We start from the raw sequence: 19,663 nt of genomic DNA, 5'->3' as shown, positions 1-19,663 counted from the left end.
GGGCCCGCATGTGGGTAACCGGGCGCTCACGGGGCATCCGGAGGGCATGCAGACTTCCGCTGGATCCCCCGAAGAGACAAGGAAGTCGGGAGGACCGTCCTCCCGTCGGCTGATGTCGATCGCAGCCGTCCTCGTCGCACTGGCCGCCGTCCTCGTCATCGCCGGCCGCCTCAGCCTGTTCCCCAGCCTGGGCGGACTCTTCGGCGACGAGACCCGCGACCGGACCGGCCCCGCCGTCCTGAAGTCGATCCAGGACATGAACCGCTACGAAGGGGCCGTCGGCAACTTCCAGGTCGTGGTGGACCTGGAGAAGGACGCCAAACTGCTGCCCGACGCCGTCCGCGGCACCCGCACCTTGTACGTCGGCGCGGGCACGGTCGGCGCGTACGTCGACTTCGGGCGCCTCGGCGAGCAGAACGTGACCGTCGACGCGGACCGCTCCAAGGCCGAGCTGCGCCTTCCGCACGCGACTCTAGGCGAGCCCGCTCTCGACCCCGGCCGCTCCTACGCCGTCTCGAAGGAGCGCGGGCTGCTGGACCGGCTGGGCGACTTCTTCTCCGACAACCCCGCGAGCGAACAGGCCGTCCAGAAGCTCGCCGTCCAGAACATCGCGGACGCCGCCCGGGACAGCGGCCTCACCCAACGCGCCGAGAAGAACACCACCGCCATGCTGGAGGGCCTTCTCCGCTCCCTGGGCTTCCAACAGGTCACCGTCACGTACACCTGAGTACGGCCAGGCCCCCGCCACCCGCCCGTTTGACGCCCGCGGGGACGGGCAACCGGGTGTCGTCCGACAACGGCAGATGGAAGTAGCGACAGGGGGTGACCGCATGGGCGACGCCGATGCGCGGCCGGGGGTACGCACGGTGTTCGAGGCGTTCGACACCGACGACGACTGGTTGCTCGACGTACACGAATTCGGCGGCGCCATAGGCCGGCTGACGGGGCAGAGCCTCAGTGGCGAGTCCCTGGAGCATCTGTTCCGCATGACCGACGTCGACGGCGACGGTCTCGTCTCCCTCCCCGAGTTCGAAGACTGCGTGAGGGAGCTGTAACCCACCGCCTGCGATATTGCCCGGTGCGGCCGAGGCGACTCGGCCACACCGGGGAACATCGCCGATGTGCATCTGCTCCTCAGCGTGTGCCGGCGCCTCCAGGGCCAGGGCTGAGAGGAGGCGTACGTGAGGGAGCAGCAGGACTCTTCGTCGCCCCGGCCCTGGGGGATCCCCGGGAGACCGTCCGGGAGAATCGGTCCAGAACGGGAACGGGTGGGCGCCGCAGCGCTGTGCGTGCCCAGCCGCATCTGGCTGAGCACGTTCAGATGTACGCCGGCATGCGGTGCCCGAGCCGCTGTCCGCGGGAAGTCTTCAGGGGCAGGTCTCTTCGGTCTTGGCGACGGTGAAGGCGAGGGGCTGGCCGGTCAGTGCCACTCCGGCCTTCGGGTCCTGCGTGCACACCTTCCAGTTCGACTCCTGCAGGACCATGCGGCTCTGCACCGCGTCCTTCACGGTGATGCCGGCGTCTGCGGGCAGCGCGCCACGGACGGCTTTCATGCCCTGGCCGATGAAGTGGGGCATGGTGTCCCCGGCCGGCTTCGGAACCGGCGCCTCAGCCGCAGGACAGGTCTCTTCGAGCTTGACCGCGCCGAAGTCGACGGTGGTGCCGGTGTCGATGCCCGCGCCGGCGGCGGGGGTCTGCGAGCACACCTTCCAGTTCCGGTCGAGTGCCTGGAGCCGGTCCCGGCCCAGCGCATCGTGGGACTTCAAAGTGAAGAACCCGGCAGTCTGCGCCTCGTCCTGAGCCGCCTGAAGGCCCTTGCCGACCAGATTGGGGAGGGTCGCGGCCTTCCCGGCGGGCCCACTGCTCGCGGGTGCGGGCGGGGGTGTGGATGCCGCTGCCGCGTGCGGGCCGCCGACGGGCCTGTCGGGGGTGGGCGCGCTCTGCGGGTTGCAGGCGGTGAGGGCGAGGGCGGCGGCCGCGAGCAGAGCTGCGGAGTGGCGTGTGCGCATCGCGCCATATTCGCCGCGATGGAGCCGTTGTGTGGGTGGTGTGACCGTTCTGTGACGCGACGGCCCCGCGAGCATGGGGATGGCGGGCCGGCACCGCCCCGGCAGAGCGGGGCGGCTCCGCCGGTTCGAGCGGCGTGGCGGGACGCCCCGGGCCGTGGTCCCCGACGGACCCCGTCAGCCCGGCCGCACTGACGGAGGTTCACTGCTCAGCTACTGGTACCCAGTTGCCAGAAGAGCCGGTTCCCCAGGCATTCCGTCAGGTAGGGAACGCCATCGGTGTAGCCCGAGCCATGCGCGTCGCCGAGCATGCGAGCGGCGAGGCCGCGATGGGCCGTCTTCCACCGCTGGTGCCCGCCCTCCAGGCGGCTGATCGCCGCGTCCAGGCGGTTCCATTCCGCCCGGCCGAAACGACCCTCCTTCCGGAGGTCGAGATAAGCCCGCGTGACGGTGTCGTGGCCGGGGTCCTCCACTTCGACTTGCACGGCGGGCACGCTCGCGAAAGCAGCCGACTCCAGGCGCGGCGCGGGCGGAACACCGCACAGGCTCTCGAAACGCTTGTACTGTTCGGACTGAATGGCGCTGGCACCCTGGGTGTACTGCCGGAAAACAGAGAATTGCTCGGCCCTCATCGTGGCCACGACACGGAAGAGCATGGCGGCCCGTTCGAACATCGAGACCACGTGGTCCAGCAGCTCCGCAGATTCTTCTGCCCGCCCCGCGCGCAGCGCCCCGATGACTTGCTTCACGGCTGCCGCTATCGCGGCGAAATGCATTTCGTGGGTCTGGAGGACGCGGATGAAGAAATACTCGTCATGCACGACGTAGACGGGCTGGACGCTGACGTCGAACCATCGGCCTGAGTCCGTCGCCGGCGGCCGGGGCAGGTGATCGACGAGGTCTTCCAGGCGGGACCGGGACGTGTGCGCCAGCCGTGACGGAAGATCGCCGGCCTCCGACCGGCCGAGCCCCGTCACCACGAGTCGCAGGGCATGCCGCACCCGCGTGCTCAGCGTCTCGGGATCCGGCCCGCCGTGGTTGGCCCCTTGGGACGACCCGGCCGCCACCCCGATCTCGAACCGCACCACGTCGGCCATCAACAGGGTCGACAACCGGTCCGCGCTCAGCACGTCCTGCTGGTCGTCCGTGAGGAGCTCCAGGACCGGCAGGGCGAGGTAGGTGCGGTTCCAGAAACGCCCCTCGTACTTGTCGAGGACGCAGTCGAGAAAGGCACGGAGAAACGGGCGGTTCGCCGTATGCCGCTGTCTGATGTCGCTCAACCTGACGAGTGTCCGCTCGGGCAGGAAATGCTTCCCCGTCCGCCGCACGTGTTCCGTCACGGACCGGGCCAGCGCTATACCGTCGAATTCGTCCGGTATTCGCTCAGCGGCCGCCCAGCGCTTCACCTCTCGCAGGCTCGACGTACGCGATCCGCACGTGTCCCTGAGCGCGCAGGCGCAGCCTCGGGTAATTTTCCGTGCACATGCGACCGCGCCGGTCTCAGAATTCGTCGTCGCCATTCGTCTCTCCCAAGCCGTCATTCCGAGGTGAGGTGTGGAGTCCACTAGGCATGATCGAAGGACCGCATGTCACGTCTCGGAAATTCGTGTCTTGACACCGGACACCGCGCGCGCATCACGGTCACTTTCGCTTGAGATCCCCGCCGTCGCAGCGGGCAGCGGGCAGCGGGCAGCGGGCCGACGCTGCCCGGCGAAACCCCGGCGCATGGTTACGTGCACAGGAGCCGGATCTTCTGTCGTCGTCCTCCCCCTCGGCGATGACCTGGCGGACGAGATCGAACTCCTTGGCTTGCACATGGGTCTGGAGCAGTTCGAAGAACGTCCGCATGCCGTCCGCCGAGTCGGCCTCCGGTACCCAGGGAATGCCCGGAGGGTGCGGGATCGAGAACGACACAGAGTCGGCGAACCCGGTCGGTGCCCGCTTCCAGTTGCCGGCGTCGCGGCCGGTCGCCGCGTCGGGTCGGCTGTGCACCACCAGGTCCGCGGAGTCACCCGGGAAGCACCCGTGGAGGCGGGACATCCGGCCTCACCGTTCGTCGGCGAGGGGTTGACCCTGCCCCTGCGTCAGGTTGGCCGGGGTTCATGACGGGCAACAGCACTTCCTCGGCTCGGCTCGCGCCGCCGATCGGAGGAGGTTTCGCGGTTCACCACCGCCGTGGCGCACGACCGCGGCGGCACGGGCTGCAGCGACCCCGTTGCCGCGCACCGGTTCGCGCAGCTGTACCCGAAGGTCGTGGCCGGGTTGGTCTGGCTCGACGCCTTCCACCGCTACGGGGACGACTTCATGCCTCCCCCGGCAGTCGGGCGGGATGGCGCCAAGGCGTCACCGGCACGGCACAGCAGAGCCCGGCAACAACCGGCCGGCCGGGAGCGGTGGGTTTACGGACGACGGCTCGGAGCAAGAGAGCGATGACGACCAATCCGGTACTTCACGAGGAGGTCCCCATGTCGGGTACGGAGAAGAGCAAGGCCCATGCCGAGCAGGCCAAGGGCAAGCTGAAGGAGACCGCCGGCCGCGCGGTGGGCAACGAACGCATGACCGCCGAAGGCCACGCCGACCAGGCCAAGGGCAAGGCCCGTCAGGCCAAGGAAGACGTCAAGGACACCTTCCGCCACTGACTCCGCGGCAGACCGCGCGGTGACCGTCGGGCCCCGACCCCCTCCCCTGGGTCGGGGCCCGGCCGCGGTCACGGCCCCGGCAGCCGCCCCTCATCACGATGTCGTACATGACAGAAACACCCCAGCACTGTTCCGGCCCCGCACACGCGAGGCACCGTCCGGCAGACGGCAGATCGCTGCACATGGGGCCCGGGGCGCATTCGGCCACGGCGGGCCGGCGGCGCGCGTGCCGAACTGCGCCGAAGCCGTGAGCGGGATATAGAGGAGCGTGCAGGGTGAGCATCGGGCCCGACGGTCGCCCCCACGGCTGAGGAGTACGTCTCGTGGAGTTCGAGGTCAATGGCGCCCGGCGCGCGGTGGACGTGGACGACGACCCGGCGGCCGTGGAGGTGGTGCGTGACCGGCTGGGGCTGACCGGAACGAAGCTGGTCTGCTCGGGCGGGGTGTGCGGGGCGTGCACGATCCAGGTCGACGGTGAGCCCCGGGTGTCCTGCCTGACGCCAGCGGTCTCGCTGGCAGGCCGACGGGTCACGACGGTGGAGGGCCTGTCCGGCCACCCGGTGACGCGTGCCTTCGCCGGCGAGGACGCTCTCCAGTGCGGCTACTGCACCCCGGGGTTCGTGGTCGAGGCGGCGGCGTTCTTCGAGCGGTGGCGGGCCGGGCACGGCCGCAGCCGCCCCGGGCGGGAGCAGATCGCGGACGCGCTGGCGGGCCACCTGTGCCGGTGCGGCGCGTACGAGGGAATCCTCCGCGCGGTGGCCGCCGCCTGCGCAGGCGACTACGACACGATGCCGACCGGTGGGGAGGCGCCGGGGGTCCCGCGCGCCGAGGCCCCGGAGAAGGTCGACGGATCGGCCCGGTACACCACGGACCTGCGCCCCGAGGGGCTGCTGGAGGGTGTGATCATCCGCTCGCCGCACGCACACGCGCACGTACGCTCGCTGGAGGCGGGAGAGCATCCCCTGGTGCCGCTGCTGCCCCCCGACGGCGTGGTGCGGTACGTCGGGCAGCCGGTGGCCGCGGTCGCGGCGCCGGACCGGGCGGCCGCGCGGGAGGCCGCGGCACGGGTCAGGGTGGACTACGAGGTGCTGGAAGCGGCCCTGGACGCGGGCCGGGTCCGGGCCGGCGAGGGCCCGTTGGTCTACGAGGACAAGGCCGCGCGCAAGCGGGCACCGGGGTCCGGCGAGACCCCCCAGCTGGTACCGGCGCGCTGGCGCGGCAACCTGCGGGGCCCGTCCGCCATGAGCAAGCGCCCCGCCACGGCCGTGCGCCGCATCCTCGATTCCCGGGCCCGGAACCCCGAGCGGGTGGTGGAGGGCGTGTTCACCACCGCCGCGCAGACGCACACCCCGCTGGAACCGCACGCCTGCCTCGCCCAGTGGGTCGACGGCACCCTCCACCTCGAGGTGTCCACGCAGTCGGTGAAGCAGGTGGCCCAGCTCGCCGCCGAACGCTTCGGTGTGCCGGCCGGACAGGTCGTGGCGAGGGCGGTCCACGTAGGGGGTGGTTTCGGCTGCAAGATGGGGCTGACCTCCGATGTCGTCGCCGCGGTGGAGTTGGCCCGGCTGCACGGCGCTCCCGTGCGGGTGGTGCTGGACCGGGACGAGGAGCTCGTCGACGGCGGCTACCGGCCCGGCACCCGGATCCGACTGGCGATGGCCGCGGACGCGGAGGGCCGGCTGAGCGCACTGGCCATGGACGCGGACACCGACGGCGGGGTCGCGGTGGGCGGCACCGTCGCAGCCCTGGCCCGGTTCGTGTACGGGAAGGCCCCGCGCCGGCTCCGCGACTTCGACACGGTGACCCACAAGCCTCCGGGCGCCCCCTTCCGCGGCCCGGGCGGGCCCACGATGTGCTGGGCCCTGGAACAGGCCGTCGACGAGATGGCACACCGGCTCGGCCAGGACCCGATCGCCCTGCGCCGCCGCTGGGACGGAAACCCCAAGCGGCACGCCCTGTACGACTGGGCCGCGGCCCTGCCGGTCTGGTCGGACGGCCCCCGCGGCGGCACCGGACGGTTCCGCCGGGGCGTGGGCGTCGCGGCGGCCAACTGGCTGTACTTCCTCGATCCGGTCACCGAGGTGGAGCTCACCGTCGAGGACGGGACCGTCGTCGCCCGCTGCGCCGTACAGGACATGGGCACGGGCTCGCGGACCGTGCTGCGCCGGGCCGTCGCCGCGGGTCTGGGCGTGCCGGAGGCCCGGGTACGCGCCGAGGTCGGCCACAGCGACACCGTCCACGGCCCCACCTCCGGCGGCAGCCGTACGACGCCTTCGATCGTGCCGGCCGCCGCGGACGCCGCCGTCCGGCTGCGCGATGCGCTCGGCGGCGGTGAGGTCGCCGCCCGGCTGGACTCGGCGCACGGCGTACGGGTGACCGGCCGGCGCCCCCGCGACCGCAGGGGCTTCGCGACCCCCTTCACCCTGGGTGGGGTCGCCATCGGCCGTGGGTTCACCGGATCGGTGCAGGTCGCCGAGGTGGAGGTGGACACGCGCCTCGGCCGGATCCGTCCGCTGCGCGTGTGGAGCGGTGTCGCCGCGGGCCGCATCCACGAGGACCGGCTGGCGCGGAGCCAGTGCGAGGGTGCCGTCATCCAAGGGGTCGGCTACGCCCTGTTCGAGGAGCGGCGCACCGACCCGGTCACCGGTCGGGTACTGACCGAGAACTTGGAGGACTACCGCATCCCCGGCATCGGCGACACCCCCGAGATCACCGTCCATTTCCATCAGGAGGGTTTCGAGCACGTCCCCGGGGGCGGTGTCGGTCTCGGCGAGATCGCGACCTTGCCCACCGCGGCGTGCCTGGCCAACGCGGTCCACGACGCGACCGGCTGGCGCCCGTACGACATGCCCATCCGCCCCGACCGGCTCCTGGAAGGACTGGGCACATGAGCACCGGGCCCACCCTGGCCGACCTCTCGGCCGCCGTCCTGGCCGGCGGCGGGGAGCTGCGCGCCGGCGGCACCGACACCACCGCCCGGCAGCGCAGCGGCATCTCCCCCGGACCGTTCACCGACCTCGGCGGCGCCGGCGACCTGCACGGCTGCGCGCCACTGCCCGGTGGCGGCCTGCGGATCGGCGCCCTCACCACCCTCGCCGCGCTGGCCACCGACCCACAGGTGCGCGCCGGCTGGCCGGCGCTCGCGCTGTCCGCCGCGGCCGCGGCCACTCCGCAGATCCGCGCCGCAGGCACCCTGGGTGGCAACCTGCTGCAGCGCAACCGCTGTTGGTACTACCGCAATCCGCACGTCAGCTGCCTCCAGAAGGGCGGCACCGGCTGCCCCGCGCGCGAGGGGGACCACCACTTCGGCGTGGTCTGCGGCGACGGCCCGTGCATCACCCCGCACCCCTCCACCCTCGCGACGGCGCTGCTCATCCACGATGCCGAGGCCGAGATCCACGGCGAAGCCCCGCGCGGGGTGGCCGATTTGTACGGGGACGGCGACCGGCTCTTCCACGCCGACCACCTGCTGCCGCCGGAGCGCATCCTCACGGCGGTCCGCCTGCCCGCGCCCTGGCCCGGCGAGCGCGCCGCCTACCACCGGGCCACCAGCCGGGCCTACGCCGAATGGCCCCTGGTCGAGGCCACGGTCCGGCTCGCGCTCGACGGCGCCACCGTCACGCACGCCGCCGTCGCGGCGGGTGGAGTGGCGCGGGTCCCGCTGCGGCTGACGGAGGTGGAGGCCGCCTTGATCGGCCGCGAAGCCACCGCCGGGCACCTCGCCGCAGCCGCCGCGGCGGTGCTCCCCCGCTGCCGGCCGCTGCCGCAGACCGGTTACAAGGCCACCCTGTTCCGGGACACCGTCCTGGAAGCGCTGGAACAGGCCGCCGGACCGGCTGCCGCCGGTTAGGTATCCCCGTTCGTCGGAGCCGTACGGGCTGTGCCGGCTGCCGGACACCGGCCGCCGGTTGCCGGCTGAGCCCTGTGCCCTGTGCCCGCACGAGTGGACGTATGCGCTGAAGAAGACGGGGGATCACCCCTGAGGGAAGGCGGCAGTCCTCGGACGGCAGCCTCCGCGTCGCCCGGCGGGGTCGCTGATGCTGTTGGAGTTCTCACGCGGTCACCCCCGGCGAGACGAGGTGTTGCCTCCCCTCTGCCATGGGCGGGCCGTACGACTGGGGATTCCGCCGGGAGGGCACGGGCTGGTGCTGGCCCGCCAGGGGCTGGGTGTCTGGTGGACCGAGGGTGAGGACCCTCTGGCGTCCGTCTTCCGCGCCGATTCGGGTCAGACGTCAGGCCGCGTCAGACGCAGCCGAGGGAGCTGCCGAACGGACAGCGAGGCTGCTGGTCTCCGTTTCCCGCAGGGGCAGGATCTCAGGGGCTCCCCGACGTTCCGCCGGGAAGGGTGCAGGGGGTCTGTCCGGCGGAGCGGATACCGCCGGACAGACCCCGGGCCAAGGGGAATCAGCGCTTGAGCGTGAAGGTGAAGTCGCCCGAGAGCTTGCCGCTCAGGCGGACTGTCGACACGAGGTTCCCCTCGGCGAGCAGTCTCTCGACCTCGGCTCGCGAAAGGCCGAACCCTTCGGCGATCAGCCGCACGGGCCGCACGGGAATCCGCGCCGCGAAGCGGACCGACACCTCGGTCGCCTCGCCCTCCGGCTGACGCGGCCGGCCCGGCACGCCGCTGTCGAGGCGCCAGGCGTCGTCCCAGTCCAGGGCGATGTGATTGCGGCGCCGTACGACCGGATCCCGGAGCAGTTCGGCTGCCAGGCCGGGGTCGTTGGCGTGCAGCCGGTTCAAGAGCGCGGGTCGTACGGATCGCACGTTCACCCGCTCCAGGACAGTGAGCCTTGTGGTGTCCCCGCACCCGGTGCAGAGTGCGAGGAGCCAGGCGTCGAGGAGCTTGTGGTGCGCGTTGACGCGGAATTTGCCGTGAGCCCGGAAACGCCCGGAGGCACATCCGTGGCAACGGCGGAGAACGATCGGCAGGCAGGTGGGCACGACCACCCAGGTTTCGGACACAGAAATACACCGGTTCCAGTGAGAAGACCGCAGCGAAAAGGAGCACGGCGCACAAGTGCGACGCGCGACGGTTCAGCGCTCGGGGGGTCTCACTTGGTGTACAACGGCACGTCCTTGACAGGGCGACTGCGGGCGGGAGCACGGTATCGGCACGCGGGCGAGCGTCTCCACCGATTTTCGGGTGCGTGGCGATGCCTCGCGGCGGGCGCGGTGCCGAGTCGGTTCGGGGTTCCTGGACGAACTGCGCCGAACCGCTCGACCTGGCTGCCTCCGTGAAGGGATCCTGAGGCATGGAATTCCTCTGTTACCACCGCGATCGGCCCGGCTCCCTGCCGCTGCGTCACGAACTGCTGGAAGAGCATTGGTCATACATGGACGGGTACGCGAAGGAGATGATCGCCAGGGGCCCGACCTTCGCCGACGACGGCACCCTCACCGGCAGTGTGCACATCGTCGACCTGCCCGATCCCGCCGCGGCCCGCACGTTCGCCTTCGACGAGCCGAACTACCAGGCCGGTGCCTACCGGGACGTGCTGGTGCGGCGGTGGCGCAACCTGCTGGGACGCACCATGTGGGACTTTCCCGGCGGCCCGACCGGTGGCAAGCGCTACCTGGTGCTCGGCTTCGGCACCGGGCAGGCCGCCGACACCGCGGTGCCGCCCGACCGGGACGAACTGATCGCGTACGGACCGCTGCTGTCCGACGACGGAGCCACCTGGCTGGGCACGGCGGCGTTGGTCCGGGCGCCGGACCCCGACGCGGCACGCGCCGTACTGACCCCGGACCGGTACGCCGACATCGAGGTGCACGACTGGGAGTTCGGCGGGAGGCGCTGAGCCCATAGGGAAGCGGTCCCGCCAAGGCGCTGGCGCCGCAAGGCTGTGACGCTCTCTCAGCTGCGGTCATCACACCCCCGTGCCGCACGAGATTTCCACTGCCCGGCGCCAGGCCGTCCCTTTCGGACCTTGTCGGCCGGGCCCGCGTGGACCGGTGCCGTGCACCGCCGGGCGGAGGGGGCTCCCCTGTACGGACCCACCGGGGTGCCCCGACTACGCCGCGACTTCGCCCCGAGGTGCGGTGCCGGGCAGCGCGGGCCCGGCACCTCGCGGGCACCGGATCAGGTCAGTGGGCCGGGGCGGGCTCGACGGCGGACCAGCCCTTGGCCGTGGGGGTGAAGACCACTCCGCCCACCACCAGGAAGCCGGACGGGCCGTCCGGGCCGGGGCGGACGCCACCAGGGACGGTGAACCGGCGGGTCTCCTTGTGGGAGGCCAGGTCGATCACCACCCCCGAGGTCCGGCACCGCACGTACGCGAGCCCGTCGGTCACCACGACCGCGTTCGACGCCTCCGGGCGTTCCGGGTCGGTGCAGTCCTCCCCCAGCGGTACCCGCCACACGGCTCCGCCGGTCTGCTGGTCGAGTTCCATGAAGGCCGGTTCGCCCTCCGACGCGGTCGCCATCAGGTACACCCTGCCCCCGGCTGCGGCCGGGCCGGACAGGGTCGTGCCGGCGTACGGGATGTCCGTGCTCCGCCGCCTCGCCGGATCACCGCGCAGCACGCCGGCCCCGTTCTCCTTGTTGCACAGGAAGACGGTGGTGTCGGAGGCGTCCTGGGCCAGCGTCAGTCCGCGGGACTCGCACGACCCCGGCATCGCGAACCGGGTGCCGTCCTGGGGAGTCCCGAAGGGGAGCTTCTTCCCGGTGGCCCCGTCGAGGGCGGTCACGAAGCTCTGGAAGCCCATGTCGGCGTTCTGGGTCCGCCCCTGTACGTACACGCGGTCGGCGGCCACCCGCAGCGCCGGGTATCCGTCCTCGGACCCGGACACCGCCTGCTGCCACAGGAGTTTGCCGTACCGGGTCTCCAGGGCGGTGACCGTGCCGGACGCGTTCACCGCGAACACCCGGCTGCCGGCCGCGTCCAGCACCGGCCGGCGCAGCTTGTCCTGGGTCGGGAACTCCCACCGGGCGGCGCCGTCGGCGAGGTCCATGGCGGTGAAGCCGGCACGGCCGAGCACGATCACGGTATGGGTACCGGCGACCGCTCCGGGGGTCACCAGCGGGCTCTGTCCGTCGGTGAAGTCCTCCAGCAGCTGCCCCCACAGCATCTCGCCGGTCGCCGCGTCGAACCGGCTGAGCACGTCGCCCGAACTGCCCTCGGGGCCGGGCGCCGTACACACCAGCGAGGAGTCCGCGTACACGCAGGACCCCATGTCCTTCCCGCCGTTCCAGGCCCGCCAGCCGGCGGGGCGCCGGGCGGGCGTGTCCGCGTAGGCACGGCTGCCGGCCGGACTGCCGCCGTCTGTGGCCACGTACGGGGCAAGGGTCCCGGTGACCGGAGGCCCGGCAGCGCCGGCGGGGGTCCCGGAGGGACCGGCGGACGCCCCGGGGGCCTTCGCGTCGTCCCGCGGGCCGTCGTCCGCCGGGGAGAACCGCAGGTACATCCCGCCGCCGGCCAGCAGCGAAGCCGCGAGCGCCCCTGCGAGGAGGGTGCGCCTCCGGGGCCTGCGGCGGCGTACGGCCGGCGCCTCGCGGACCGGCCCGGTGGGCGGCCCGGACGGTCGGGTGAGCGACCCGCCCGCGCCCCCGGCCGGCCGCTCCGCGCCCTCGGGCCCCGCCTCGGCGTCTCCGCGCGGCGGGGCATCAGCCGCTGATGCGGCCGGGCGACCGGTGCCGGGCGGCGGATCCCCTTCGGGTCCGGACTCCGCCGGAGGGGCACCGGCGGAACCGGCCGCGCCGGCCCACGGGCCGGTGTCGGACTCGGCCGGCCGGTCCGGGTCCCCGTCCCGGCCGTCGCCCTCACGGATCGGGGTCTGCCAGTCGGCCACCGGGATCTGCGCCAGCGCGGCCAGCAGCTCGTCCGGCCCCGGTCTGGCGTCGGCCTCCTTGTCCAGGCACCTGCCGACCACGGCCCGCAGGGAATCGGCCAGCTCCCCGATGTCCGGCGCGTCCGACACCAGGCGGTAGGCCGTCATGTAGTGCGATTCCGCGTCGAAGGGCCCCGCCCGGTCGCCGCAAACACCAGCACCGACCCCAGCGAGAACACGTCGGACGACGGCCGCACCCGGGCCGGAGCCGTCAGTTGCTCCGGCGACATGTACGGCGGCGTCCCCAGGATCTGCCCGGTCGAGGTCAGGGTCTGCTGCCCCGCCGCCCGCGAGATCCCGAAGTCGATGACCCGCGGCCCGTCGTCCGTCAGCAGTACGTTGTCCGGCTTCAGATCGCGGTGGATCACCCCGGTGGTGTGCAGCTCGCGCAGGGCCTCCACCAGTCCCAGTGCGAGCACCCGCAGCTCGCTCCCGCGCAGCGGCCCGTCCGCCTTCACCCGTGCGCCCAACGTCCGCCCCGGCACCAGCTGGGTTGCCATCCAGGGCCGCTCCGCGTCCGGGTCGGCATCCACCACGGCAGCGGTGAAGGCCCCGCTGACCCGCCGTGCGGCCGCCACCTCCTGCCGGAACCGGGTCCGGAACTCCGGGTCGTCGGCGAACTGCTGGTGCACGAGCTTCACCGCGACGAGTCGGCCCGAGGCGGCGCGCCCCGAGTACACCGTCCCCATCCCGCCGGACCCCAGCCGGGCGATCAGGACATACCCGCCGATCGCCCGCGGATCCCCGTCCCGCAGTGTCATGTCCCGCCCCGCCCCGCCCGTGTACGTCTACCGGCGGCACCCTATCCCGGACCTGGAAACCCGTACGGAGGCGGTGCCCCGGCGTTCGACCAGCTCTTGCGGATCCTGGCGGACCCGCCGCGCCCGGCACCGGAGGACGCGCGCTCACCCGGCGGGATCCCGAGATCCGAGGGACACGCCCTGCCGTGAACGTCTGCGTCTCATGACACCGCACCTGGATGCCTCAGGGATCGGCGAGTACGACCCGGGAGGGCTTGCGCGGCGGGGACGGCGGGCGATGCGAGTGCCTGCTCGCTGCGGCGATCGACGCTCGCCGTGCGATCCCTGCGGACGCCGCTTCCCGACCGTCGGCGGTCAGCACCGGGTAGGGAGCCCTACGTCAGACCGCCGCCGATTCCCCTGCCGGCGTCGGCCGCGCGCACCCGGCGGCGTGCTCAGGCTGCGCCGGCGGCACGGTCCGGAGGTGCTCGGCGGCCTCGGCGGCCGTGTAGGAGGAGGCGAAGGTGAACGCCCGCGGGGACGGCCCGTGCACCTGCAGGTCCGCCAGCCGCTCCAGGGCCTCGCCGACGGTCGGGATGTGCCCGGCGGGAACCCACCACAGCACCAGGTGCGCCTTCACGTGCCGTGCGAACCAGTCACGGCGCCGCCGCATCACCTCCAGGTGCCCGCTGCGGTAGGCGAAGTCCCACAAGGCCTCCTGGGTCTCCCAGACCGAGAGGTTGACGATGACGTCCTCGCCGGCCGGACGCAGTCCGGTGGCGTCGCCCTCCCCGTCCTCCACGAGCCGCCATACGAAGCCGGGTGTGCAGTCGGCGGCGGCGTTGACCGGATCGAGCATCTCCACGAACGGCGCGATGCGCGGATCGTCGAGGGGGTGGAGGAGCGTGGCGACGTTGAGCTGGGCGAGGTGACTGGCATGCACGGGTGGGGTCATGGCCTCATCCCAGCACGCCCCGGTTTTCTATGTCAATCAATATTGTTTTTAGAAAGCTCGACCACCACGCAACACTCCCCCGGCCGCGCGTCCATGCGAGCGCGCACAGGGCCGTCCGCTCCGAACAGCCCCTCCAGCAGGGCGAGATTCATTCCGCAGACGAGCGGAGGAAAGCGTTCCGCAACGGCATGGAAGGGGCAGTTGCGCATACGGACGACGCCTGCGGCCGCCCCGGCCTCCCCCTCGGCGCCACCGGCGCCCTGAAGGCCTTCGCCGCCCTCGTCGCCCTCGTCGCACTCGGAGTCCTCTGCGCCCGCCGCGCCTTCCACACCCTCCGCGCCTTCCAGGTGCGGTTCGTAGCCGCGGGCGGCCAGCATCTCCATGGCCTCATCGAGGCCGCCGCAGGGCACCGCGGAACCGCGCAGGGCCTCACCCCGGCGGCGCGCGGCCGCGCGGAGCCCGGCATCCAGCCCGGCCACTTCGGCGGCCTCGGCGAGCAGCTCGGCGGCGGTGCGGTAGTCGCGGGCGGGCAGCGACACCGACCGCTCGGCCCGCGCCCGCGTGTACACCTTCGCGGGACGGCCCGCACCGGGCCCCGAACGGCCCGTCAGGCGGCGGCTACCGACCTCCAGCAGGCCGGCCTCGGTCAGCCGGTCCAGATGGTGCGCAGCGAGCGTGCGCGCCACCCCGGCCGCCTCGGCGGCCTCGTTGCGGCCGACCTCACGACCCTGCGCCGCCACGTACTCGTACAGACGGCGCCGCACCGGATCCTGCAGCACCGCGATCGCATCGATGTCCTTCACACGGCCATTCTAGGAACAACGACGGTTGGAGATAGAAGGTCGGAGCCACGGCCCACCCCGGCCGACGCACCCCGGAGAACACCCCCGGCCGATCGACACCCACCGGACCCGACGACCGGCCACCCCGGTGCTACGACGCGACGACGCGACGACGCGACCGACCGGATCACTCAGGGACCGGCTACGGCGCTCGGCCACACCCGATGTGGCCGAGTGCCGCACGTCGGCCTGTCCGGCAACAACCTGCAACACCCCTGCGCAACCCCTACGGCGCAGAGTCAGGGGCCCGCGCCCTCCGAACGCCTCGTCATCGACCCGCCGCAGGGGTCGGCCTACGGACGCCGCTGGCCCAGGACACAGAACTCGTTACCTTCGGGGTCGGCCAGCACGACCCATGATTGGTCGCCCTGGCCGATGTCGACACGCTCCGCGCCATGAGCCACCAGGCGAGCTACCTCGGCCTCCTGGTCATCGGGCCTGAAATCGAGATGCAGCCGGCTCTTGACCTTCTTGCTCTCATCGATCCGGACGAAGTCCAACCCCGGCAGGCGGTCCGGCGCCGGGCGGATCTCGAACTCGTCATCGGAGGAGTGGACCACGACCCAGCCGAGAGCCGTGGCCCACCACTGCCCCAGGGCCGCCGGATCCACCGAGTGAACGATTACCTGTTCCCATTCCAAGGTCATCTGCCGAGCTTAGACCCGTGATGGCCACGAGGAACAGGCGCTCGGGTCTGAGGGATGATCCCCTGGTGGACAGAGTCGTTGATCTTGATGAGGTGGCTGTCGTTCTGGCCGAGCGGACCCTGGGCTGGACGTCGGCCGGCCTTGAGGTGGGCCCGGCAACCTGGAGGGATGCCAAGGCTTCCTGGCCTCAGCAGCTGGAAACCACCAGGACGCGGGTTCACGATCCGGACTCGGTCGGCGTGGTCATATCCGGCCCGGCGGAAGCCGTGCTGTCGGTTGTGCTGTTCCGCGGCGGCCGGGCCGACGTCGACTTCATCGCCGGCCTTGACGACACCGGTTGCCTGGCGGCTTCAGGAATCACCTCGGCGTCGGACTTCGGGACCCGGATGGATCATCGGGTCACTCGTGTCTTCGGGCCCCGCGGCACCCGTCGGTGAGCGGTTCGACGGCGGATGTGGCCCCCGGCCGATCTGCGGGCGGACTCACCGTTCAGGCGACCCGACCCGCTCTCAAGCAGGCGAGCTGAGCAAAGAATGATCCGAACGTCCAGGTATCGACTCAGGAGCCCGCTGGGCGGCCTCGCCGCAGATCTCTCGGCCCGGGCCCTGCCTCCGGGCAAGGCAGCGGTTCCTTGCGTACGGATCCACCGAGGAGTACGCCTCCTGCTTCCGGATTCGGGCCTGTACTGGGAGGACCTGGCCTGGCTCTCCTTCGTCGTCGCGCTCCGCTCCGAGGAGCTGTGCGCGAGGTATCCGCGGGGCCTGGACCTCGAGATCGTCTCGCTCGACTTCCCCTTGGCCCACTACCGGCCGGAGGTTGCCGCCCTCGTCATGGACGGGTGGCTGCGAGAGGAGTTCGGCCTGCCCGGTGCCGGTATCGCTTGCACGTACTCGGGTGGCACGGAGCCGTATGCCTTCTCGTGGGGCGGGGCGGAGCCGCCTCTGCGGAGCCCGCGGTGCTGAAGCCGGCCAGGCTGGACGCTCGCGGTTGCAGCAGGTCATGGCATCCACCAGGGTCCCCGGACGGTCGGCCGGCCGTCAGCGCTCAAGGGCGGATGCGACGCCCACGGCAGCGAGGAGTTGCAAGGGGAACTCCGGGTCGGCCTGACCGATCGCCAGGGCAAGCCACCGATCGGAATCCGGCGGCCGCCACACCTGCATGTTCCCCGCGACGTTGCACAGGAAGAGGAGCGGCTCGGGAGCCGAGTGCTGCGGGTCCGGGCCCTCGGAGCCGAGGTAAGGCCACAGTTCGACCGTCTCGGGGTGGCCCCACCGGGAAGTCAGGATCTCCGCCAGCGCAGCAAGATCGGCTTCGAGTTCCCGCTCGGCCGCCTCCACGACCTCCTCGCTCCGGTCCTCCCAGAAGTCCTGGCTCTCCCGCAGCACGCCCAGGTGGTACCCCGGCCCTCCCCACCTGCCCGCCCTCCCCCGCCGAACCGGCTGCTCCGGGAACGGCCGGGCGATCAGATCGTCGACGGCTGACAGGTGGGCGTCGGCAGGGCCTGCCGACGGGGAGCAACTGATCACGACCGGAGCCTAGCGGCGCGGCCTGTGGTACGTCGCCATGGCCTGTTCGCGGGGTGACTCCTGCCGCCGCGGGCGTCTACCCCGGCTCAGGACGGCGCCGTCAAGACCTGTGCAGGCCTGCCCGAACCCGCTACCCAGTTCGATACGCCGTTCGAAGTCAGTCGGGCAGCGCCACGGTGAGATCCACCTCGACGAGCTGTCCGGTAAAGCCCAGCTGGGCAACGCCCAGGAGCGTGCTGGCGGTGGTGAACGCCGGCCCCAGGGCAGACTCGGTGAGCCGACGCCATGCGGCGCCGAGCATGCCCCTCTCGTCGCTCCGCACGTAGATCACTGACCGCACCACGTGCTGCGGCTGGGCACTCGCCGCTGCCAGGGCAGTGAGCGCGTTCGCGACCACCTGGTCGACCTGCGTCTCGAGGGAACCGGCACCGACGAGGTCACCGTTCCGATCAAGCGGGCACTGTCCCGCCAGGTAAGCCGTACGCCCTGCCTCTACTACCGTGATGTGGTGGTAGCCGGGCGTCTCATGCAGCTGCTCGGGGTTGATGCGGGTGATCTTCTCAGTCATGTCCGCGAGTCTGCCTAGCGTGGCGCCAGCACGCACCGCGTTTTCCCCACCGGCAAGCACTCCGCAGCAACTGGAGGTCAAAGAACAAGCGAAAGTCTTGCAGAACGTCTGGAACGGGGCATTCCTCTTGTATGGGTGGGGTGTTGCGGGCTGAGTCGTTGCAGGTGGAGACGTTCACCGGTTTACGGGCGGGCCGGTTCGAGAAGCTGGTGAAGGCGGTGCGGGAGCGGGGCGGAAGCGGTCCCGGGGGCGGCCGTCCGTGGCGCCTGCCGCTGCCGGATCGGGTGCTGCTGGTGGCCGTGTACTACCGAACCTCACGATGCGCCAGCTCGCCCCGGCCTTCGACATCTCCCCCGCCCACCGTCTGCCGGATTGTTCAGCGGCTCAGTCCACTCCTCGCGCTGGACCCGGCACCGCGGCCCGCCACCGATGTCGAACACCTCCGGATCGTGGACGGAACTTTGATCCCGGTCCGCGACCACAGCTCGTCCCGCACCGCAGACAAGCCAAACGCCCCCCTGCGGGGCCAGGAAGAGGAAAACACCGAACACCGCCGGGGCAGGGCCGCGTCGAGCACACCTTCGCCCGCATGAAGGGCGGTAAGTTCCTCCGCGACTGCCGCCCGAAGGGCGACGGCCTCCACCACGCCGTCCAAGGCGTCGCCAGCATGCACAACCTCGCCCTGGCAGGACGAAACAGCAGGTCACACACCACTCCGGCCTGCCCAAGACGGACCTGCTGCAACAGCCTTCAGTCGGTATCCGTGGCCGCAAGGACGGCGAGGCGGCGGCCGTCCGGGGAGAGGGCTGCGATGCCGTAGTTGCTGCCGCCGTCGTGGTGGAACCACTCCGCGTCGGACTCGAAATGGAACCAGGTGCTTTGCTCGGCGCGGAGTTCCACCTCCGCTGCACTCGCGCCCATCGGGGCGCCGCACAGGCCCGCCAGCGAACGCCACGCCTGGAGCCGGCCCCATGCCCCGTACCTGCCACGCCCGTAGAAGCCACCGATCGACGCGGTGGCGAACAGCAGGGACCAGATGTCACCTGTGGGGCGGGAGGCTATCTCGTAGCGGCCGGAGGGGCCCAGGCCTGCGACGCAGTCCATCGGCAGGGCGGGGAGCAGGGCGGGCACCCGGTCGGGGGCTATGGGTTGGTCCGGTCGGAAGACCCAGGCCTCGGCGTAGCTCCAGTTCCCCTCGACGGCGGCGACGATGAGGTTGTGCTCGTCCACGGAGACGGAGTTCCGCATCGATGATGCCGCGTCCGAACGGGGCGTCGGCGGGTCCAGGCGGCCGTGGGCGGGCAGGCCGGTCTTCACACCACCGGCCGAGCCGTTCGCGGAGTGGCTCGTGAAGTCGGGGGCGGTCTCCAGCCCACGGCGGCGGTCGGGGAGCCACGCCAGGGTATGCAGCCGCGAGGGGGGACGCAGGGCGGGGTACTCGTCCGGATCCACGCCGCGCAACAGCAACTCGTGGAACAGGCAGGTGCGCAGCTCACCGAGCCGGTCACCCTCAGGGATGTCCGCGAAAGCCGTCTGCACGAGGATCGCGGCCGGTTGGTGCTGGGCGAGCATCGTGGCCATGAGCGGCAGTTGGAGTTCCGTCGCCCCGACGGCGGCTTCCTGTTCGGAGAGGAGCTGGAGGAGCAGTTCGACGCTGTCTCGGCCGGGGGTCGTGGCGAGGAGTCGGTGGAGGTAGGAGAGGTCGCTGCCGTGGACCTGGGCTGCCCTCGCAGCGGTTGCGTATCGGGTGGTGAGCTGTGAACCCACCCGGCGCAGATAGGCGATGTCCCCTGCGAAGGCGTGCCGGAGCGCCTCGTGGCGCGGGATGAACTCCGGCCCGCTGCTGTACGTCGCTTGTTCGTTCGACTCATCCTTCACGGTGCGCCAGCCTAGAGCTTCGCCTGCGGATTCTC

Annotated in this window: 20 protein-coding genes and 1 pseudogene; 9 read left to right on the top strand and 12 right to left on the bottom strand. The window is 71.7% G+C overall.

Translation table 11 applies throughout. The annotated features are described in order from the left end of the window. Nucleotides 1–112: 112 nt before the first annotated feature. Nucleotides 113–727: a DUF4230 domain-containing protein gene (locus tag ACFWUZ_RS22400; RefSeq protein WP_384375539.1), complete on the top strand. Its 615-nt coding sequence runs from the start codon at nt 113–115 to the stop codon at nt 725–727. 103 nt (nt 728–830) lie between these two features. After that, nucleotides 831–1,055: an EF-hand domain-containing protein gene (locus ACFWUZ_RS22395; protein ID WP_384375535.1), complete on the top strand. Its 225-nt coding sequence runs from the start codon at nt 831–833 to the stop codon at nt 1,053–1,055. 312 nt (nt 1,056–1,367) lie between these two features. Here ACFWUZ_RS22395 and ACFWUZ_RS22390 read toward each other — a convergent pair whose 3' ends face one another. The 3 genes from ACFWUZ_RS22390 to ACFWUZ_RS22380 all read right to left on the bottom strand — a co-directional run bounded on the left by ACFWUZ_RS22390 (nt 1,368) and on the right by ACFWUZ_RS22380 (nt 4,046). Beyond that, nucleotides 1,368–2,009, bottom strand: coding sequence for a hypothetical protein (locus ACFWUZ_RS22390; protein WP_384375532.1), 642 nt, complete (start codon nt 2,007–2,009; stop codon nt 1,368–1,370). A gap of 206 nt (nt 2,010–2,215) precedes the next feature. Continuing rightward, nucleotides 2,216–3,286 (bottom strand): tryptophan 2,3-dioxygenase family protein, encoded by a 1,071-nt coding sequence (locus ACFWUZ_RS22385; protein WP_384375529.1) that lies wholly within the window; start codon nt 3,284–3,286, stop codon nt 2,216–2,218. A 361-nt stretch (nt 3,287–3,647) separates the two neighbouring features. Next, entirely contained in the window at nt 3,648–4,046 is a 399-nt protein-coding gene (locus tag ACFWUZ_RS22380) for a hypothetical protein (RefSeq protein ID WP_384375526.1), read from the bottom strand. A gap of 425 nt (nt 4,047–4,471) precedes the next feature. Here ACFWUZ_RS22380 and ACFWUZ_RS22375 point away from each other — a divergent pair, with 425 nt between their 5' ends. From ACFWUZ_RS22375 to ACFWUZ_RS22365, 3 genes are all read left to right on the top strand, one after another. Then, nucleotides 4,472–4,645: a CsbD family protein gene (locus tag ACFWUZ_RS22375; protein WP_384375523.1), complete on the top strand. Its 174-nt coding sequence runs from the start codon at nt 4,472–4,474 to the stop codon at nt 4,643–4,645. A 323-nt stretch (nt 4,646–4,968) separates the two neighbouring features. Further along, a complete protein-coding gene (locus tag ACFWUZ_RS22370) occupies nt 4,969–7,536 on the top strand; it encodes a molybdopterin-dependent oxidoreductase (RefSeq protein WP_384375520.1) in 2,568 nt (855 codons plus the stop codon). Next, nucleotides 7,533–8,495 (top strand): FAD binding domain-containing protein, encoded by a 963-nt coding sequence (locus ACFWUZ_RS22365; protein ID WP_384375517.1) that lies wholly within the window; start codon nt 7,533–7,535, stop codon nt 8,493–8,495. The genes ACFWUZ_RS22370 and ACFWUZ_RS22365 overlap by 4 nt, the downstream gene beginning before the upstream one ends. Nucleotides 8,496–9,049: 554 nt before the next feature. Here ACFWUZ_RS22365 and ACFWUZ_RS22360 read toward each other — a convergent pair. Continuing rightward, nucleotides 9,050–9,607, bottom strand: a complete 558-nt coding sequence (locus tag ACFWUZ_RS22360) for a DUF1062 domain-containing protein (protein WP_384375514.1) — start codon at nt 9,605–9,607, stop codon at nt 9,050–9,052. 290 nt (nt 9,608–9,897) lie between these two features. On the opposite strand from ACFWUZ_RS22360, the gene ACFWUZ_RS22355 reads away from it, so the two are divergent. Then, complete coding sequence (locus ACFWUZ_RS22355) at nt 9,898–10,443, top strand: YciI family protein (RefSeq protein ID WP_384375511.1); 546 nt, start codon at nt 9,898–9,900, stop codon at nt 10,441–10,443. A gap of 286 nt (nt 10,444–10,729) precedes the next feature. Here the strand turns inward: ACFWUZ_RS22355 and ACFWUZ_RS22350 are convergent, their stop codons facing one another. From ACFWUZ_RS22350 to ACFWUZ_RS22330, 5 genes are all read right to left on the bottom strand, one after another. Continuing rightward, a complete protein-coding gene (locus tag ACFWUZ_RS22350) occupies nt 10,730–12,580 on the bottom strand; it encodes a PQQ-binding-like beta-propeller repeat protein (RefSeq protein WP_384375508.1) in 1,851 nt (616 codons plus the stop codon). Then, the gene (locus ACFWUZ_RS22345) at nt 12,577–13,233 is read right to left on the bottom strand and encodes a serine/threonine-protein kinase (RefSeq protein WP_384375505.1); all 657 of its coding nucleotides are present in this window, start codon (nt 13,231–13,233) and stop codon (nt 12,577–12,579) included. The genes ACFWUZ_RS22350 and ACFWUZ_RS22345 overlap by 4 nt, the downstream gene beginning before the upstream one ends. Before the next feature lie 379 nt (nt 13,234–13,612). Further along, nucleotides 13,613–14,167 (bottom strand): DUF3291 domain-containing protein, encoded by a 555-nt coding sequence (locus tag ACFWUZ_RS22340; RefSeq protein ID WP_384375502.1) that lies wholly within the window; start codon nt 14,165–14,167, stop codon nt 13,613–13,615. Nucleotides 14,168–14,199: 32 nt separating this feature from the next. After that, complete coding sequence (locus ACFWUZ_RS22335; protein ID WP_384375499.1) at nt 14,200–14,970, bottom strand: helix-turn-helix transcriptional regulator; 771 nt, start codon at nt 14,968–14,970, stop codon at nt 14,200–14,202. A gap of 332 nt (nt 14,971–15,302) precedes the next feature. Continuing rightward, nucleotides 15,303–15,656 carry a VOC family protein gene (locus tag ACFWUZ_RS22330; protein ID WP_384375496.1) on the bottom strand — a complete coding sequence of 118 codons (354 nt, stop codon included), beginning with the start codon at nt 15,654–15,656 and terminating at the stop codon, nt 15,303–15,305. A gap of 65 nt (nt 15,657–15,721) precedes the next feature. Here ACFWUZ_RS22330 and ACFWUZ_RS22325 point away from each other — a divergent pair, with 65 nt between their 5' ends. Together ACFWUZ_RS22325 and ACFWUZ_RS22320 are read left to right on the top strand one after the other, a co-directional pair. Continuing rightward, nucleotides 15,722–16,093, top strand: a complete 372-nt coding sequence (locus ACFWUZ_RS22325) for a hypothetical protein (protein WP_384375493.1) — start codon at nt 15,722–15,724, stop codon at nt 16,091–16,093. Between the two features lie 96 nt (nt 16,094–16,189). Continuing rightward, entirely contained in the window at nt 16,190–16,618 is a 429-nt protein-coding gene (locus tag ACFWUZ_RS22320) for a hypothetical protein (protein ID WP_384375490.1), read from the top strand. A 75-nt stretch (nt 16,619–16,693) separates the two neighbouring features. On the opposite strand, the gene ACFWUZ_RS22315 is transcribed toward ACFWUZ_RS22320, so the two are convergent. Together ACFWUZ_RS22315 and ACFWUZ_RS22310 are read right to left on the bottom strand one after the other, a co-directional pair. Beyond that, nucleotides 16,694–17,041, bottom strand: a complete 348-nt coding sequence (locus ACFWUZ_RS22315; RefSeq protein WP_384375488.1) for a hypothetical protein — start codon at nt 17,039–17,041, stop codon at nt 16,694–16,696. A gap of 298 nt (nt 17,042–17,339) precedes the next feature. Then, entirely contained in the window at nt 17,340–17,750 is a 411-nt protein-coding gene (locus tag ACFWUZ_RS22310; protein ID WP_384375485.1) for a RidA family protein, read from the bottom strand. A gap of 131 nt (nt 17,751–17,881) precedes the next feature. Here ACFWUZ_RS22310 and ACFWUZ_RS22305 point away from each other — a divergent pair. Continuing rightward, nucleotides 17,882–18,441, top strand: a pseudogene (locus ACFWUZ_RS22305) (transposase family protein); the annotation flags it as partial. A 59-nt stretch (nt 18,442–18,500) separates the two neighbouring features. Here the strand turns inward: ACFWUZ_RS22305 and ACFWUZ_RS22300 are convergent. Continuing rightward, nucleotides 18,501–19,628: a DUF6183 family protein gene (locus ACFWUZ_RS22300; protein WP_384375482.1), complete on the bottom strand. Its 1,128-nt coding sequence runs from the start codon at nt 19,626–19,628 to the stop codon at nt 18,501–18,503. Nucleotides 19,629–19,663 lie beyond the last annotated feature (35 nt).

This window comes from Streptomyces sp. NPDC058646 (genome assembly GCF_042716875.1).
In the GTDB taxonomy this organism is placed as follows: domain Bacteria; phylum Actinomycetota; class Actinomycetes; order Streptomycetales; family Streptomycetaceae; genus Streptomyces.
Note: the sequence above shows the minus strand (reverse complement) of the source record. Positions and strands in the feature narration are given on the sequence as shown.

Bases quoted from the DNA above. Each gene is read 5' to 3' on its own strand.
- ACFWUZ_RS22400 (WP_384375539.1), top strand. From the start codon at position 113: ATGTCGATCGCAGCCGTCCTCGTCGCACTGGCCGCCGTCCTCGTCATC.
- ACFWUZ_RS22395 (WP_384375535.1), top strand. From the start codon at position 831: ATGGGCGACGCCGATGCGCGGCCGGGGGTACGCACGGTGTTCGAGGCG.
- ACFWUZ_RS22390 (WP_384375532.1), bottom strand. From the start codon at position 2,009: ATGCGCACACGCCACTCCGCAGCTCTGCTCGCGGCCGCCGCCCTCGCC.
- ACFWUZ_RS22380 (WP_384375526.1), bottom strand. From the start codon at position 4,046: ATGTCCCGCCTCCACGGGTGCTTCCCGGGTGACTCCGCGGACCTGGTG.
- ACFWUZ_RS22375 (WP_384375523.1), top strand. From the start codon at position 4,472: ATGTCGGGTACGGAGAAGAGCAAGGCCCATGCCGAGCAGGCCAAGGGC.
- ACFWUZ_RS22365 (WP_384375517.1), top strand. From the start codon at position 7,533: ATGAGCACCGGGCCCACCCTGGCCGACCTCTCGGCCGCCGTCCTGGCC.
- ACFWUZ_RS22355 (WP_384375511.1), top strand. From the start codon at position 9,898: ATGGAATTCCTCTGTTACCACCGCGATCGGCCCGGCTCCCTGCCGCTG.
- ACFWUZ_RS22350 (WP_384375508.1), bottom strand. From the start codon at position 12,580: ATGACGGCCTACCGCCTGGTGTCGGACGCGCCGGACATCGGGGAGCTG.
- ACFWUZ_RS22345 (WP_384375505.1), bottom strand. From the start codon at position 13,233: ATGACACTGCGGGACGGGGATCCGCGGGCGATCGGCGGGTATGTCCTG.
- ACFWUZ_RS22340 (WP_384375502.1), bottom strand. From the start codon at position 14,167: ATGACCCCACCCGTGCATGCCAGTCACCTCGCCCAGCTCAACGTCGCC.
- ACFWUZ_RS22330 (WP_384375496.1), bottom strand. From the start codon at position 15,656: ATGACCTTGGAATGGGAACAGGTAATCGTTCACTCGGTGGATCCGGCG.
- ACFWUZ_RS22320 (WP_384375490.1), top strand. From the start codon at position 16,190: ATGATCCGAACGTCCAGGTATCGACTCAGGAGCCCGCTGGGCGGCCTC.
- ACFWUZ_RS22310 (WP_384375485.1), bottom strand. From the start codon at position 17,750: ATGACTGAGAAGATCACCCGCATCAACCCCGAGCAGCTGCATGAGACG.